A 2,191-nucleotide genomic window follows, 5' to 3' on the forward strand; every position below is an offset into this window, starting at 1 on the left:
CCCCTCTTTTTTTTTCTAGCAGACGAGGGGATCCGTGATCTGCGCATGTGTCGTGGGCGCGGTGATGTGTATACGAGACTGGTCCGGCGCGGCGCGGGTACACCGGCCCGGCCGCGGACGCCGGTGCGGCCGGCCTTCGTCCCGGGCCCCGCCCCGCCCGGGCTGGAGCGGCGCGAGCGCCAGCGGCTCAGCCGCGGCGTGCTGGCGATCGAGGGCCGGATCGACCTGCACGGGCTCTATCAGGCCGAGGCGCACGCGGCCTTGGTCGGCTTCCTGATGCAAGCGCGCGCCGCCGGGCATGCGCGGGTGCTGGTCGTGACCGGCAAGGGCGGCGAGGACGCCTATGCCGAGCGCGGCGTGCTGCGCCGCTCGGTGCCGCACTGGCTGCGCGGCGCGGAGCTGCGCCCGATCGTGCTCGGCTTCGAGGAGGCCGCCCGCCACCACGGCGGCGCCGGCGCGCTCTACGTCCGCCTGCGGCGGCTCTGAAGGCGCGGGTTAACCCGAGCGGGCTAATCGGGTAGGCGACGCGCGGAAGCGTTCGGGACCGGACATCATGCACGACGTGGTACGCGAGATCGTTCTCGACACCGAGACCACCGGCATCGACCCCAAGACCGGCGACCGGCTGATCGAGGTCGGCGCGGTCGAACTCCTGAACCACATCCCCACGGGCCGGACGTTCCACAAGTACTGCAACCCGCAGCGGGCGGTCTCGGAGGGCGCCTTCAAGGTGCACGGGCTGTCCGACACGTTCCTGTCCGACAAGCCGCCGTTCTCGGAGATCGCCGGCGCGCTGATCGAGTTCTGCGGCGACGCCCGGCTGGTGATCCACAACGCGCCGTTCGACGTCGGCTTCCTCAACATGGAATACGCCCGGCTCGGGGCCAAGGCGCCGCCGCCGATCGTCCTCGAGAGCGTGGTCGACACCCTGCCGATGGCCCGGCGCAAGCACCCCGGCGCGCCGGCCAACCTCGACGCCCTGTGCAGCCGCTACGGCATCGACACCAGCCGCCGCACCAAGCACGGGGCCCTGCTCGACGCGCAGATCCTGGCCGAGGTCTACATCGAGCTGCTCGGCGGCAAGCAGACCGGGTTCGATCTCGGCGCGACCGCGGTCGCCGACGCGGTCGTCGACCGCAGCGCCGAGAGCGTCGTGCGCACGGTCCGCACCGCCCGCGCCCGCCTGACCGACGCCGAGCGCGAGCGCCACGCCGCATTCCGCGCCGGCCTCGGCGCCAGCGCGATCTGGGCCGAGTACATTGGCAAGGACACCGCCGTCTGACGGCAGAGCCGCCCTCACGGGTTGGTGCATCGCACGAAGCCCATATTGCAATGCAATATGGCGCCCCCATATGCCATCCACACGGATGGTGACGGGATGGTCGCGATGATGGATGTGATGGCACGGCCGAAGCCCACGCGGGCGGCGGCGCGGCAGCCCGAGAGCGAGAAGATCACGATCAATCTCGGGCATGTCGACCTCGGGCACGTCGACCTGCTCGTGGCCGAAGGGGTGTTCTCGAACCGCAGCGACTTCATCCGCACCGCGATCCGCAACCAGATCGAGCGGCATGCCGACGTGACGCGCCAGTCGATGGCGCGGCGCAGCGTCGAGCTCGGCCTGCGCCACATCGACCGCGCCAGCCTCGAGGCGGCCCGGGCCGAGGGGCGGATGCTGGACATCCGCGTGCTCGGCCTCGCCACCATCGCCGACGACGTGACCCCCGACCTCGCCCGTGCGGCGATCGCCTCCCTCGACGTGCTCGGCAGCCTCCAGGCCAGCCCCGCCGTCCGCGCCGCGCTGGCCGACCGGCTGCGCTGAGGCGCTGCCGCGCCTCTGCTCCGAGCCTCCGCTCCGAGCCTCCTGCCCCATTCCGATCCGCCCACGGCGATCCCCAGGACTTCCCATGACCGACCATTCCGACTCGATGCGCGACCGCTTCGCCGACATGATGGAGGCGACCCGGCTGACCGGTGCCGGCCGCCTCGCGGAGGCGACCGACCTGATCCAGCGCAGCCTCGGCGGCCACGCGACGCCGCGGGACACGCCGCAGGACACGCCGAAGGCGATTGAGCCGCCGACCCTCGACCTGACCGCCGAGCGCATCGACGACGCCCCGCGATCCGCGCCCCGGGCCGAGGCGAAGGTCGAGGCCGCGCCCAAGCCCGCGGCCGCGCCCAGGCCCGAGGC

The 2,191-nt window shown here is 72.4% G+C and carries 2 protein-coding genes and 2 pseudogenes; all 4 read left to right on the plus strand.

Annotated elements, in window-relative coordinates; all coding sequences use genetic code 11:
• Window positions 1–156: 156 nt before the first annotated feature.
• Window positions 157–486: pseudogene (locus FV230_RS27520) on the plus strand (Smr/MutS family protein); the annotation flags it as partial.
• Between the two features lie 76 nt (window positions 487–562).
• Window positions 563–1,282, plus strand: coding sequence for a DNA polymerase III subunit epsilon (dnaQ, locus tag FV230_RS27525; RefSeq protein WP_147844626.1), 720 nt, complete (start codon window positions 563–565; stop codon window positions 1,280–1,282).
• A 105-nt stretch (window positions 1,283–1,387) separates the two neighbouring features.
• Window positions 1,388–1,822 (plus strand): CopG family transcriptional regulator, encoded by a 435-nt coding sequence (locus FV230_RS27530; RefSeq protein ID WP_147844625.1) that lies wholly within the window; start codon window positions 1,388–1,390, stop codon window positions 1,820–1,822.
• Window positions 1,823–1,907: 85 nt separating this feature from the next.
• Window positions 1,908–2,191: pseudogene (locus FV230_RS27535) on the plus strand (esterase); the annotation flags it as partial.

This window comes from Methylobacterium sp. WL6, from assembly GCF_008040095.1.
Taxonomy (GTDB): Bacteria; Pseudomonadota; Alphaproteobacteria; order Rhizobiales; family Beijerinckiaceae; genus Methylobacterium.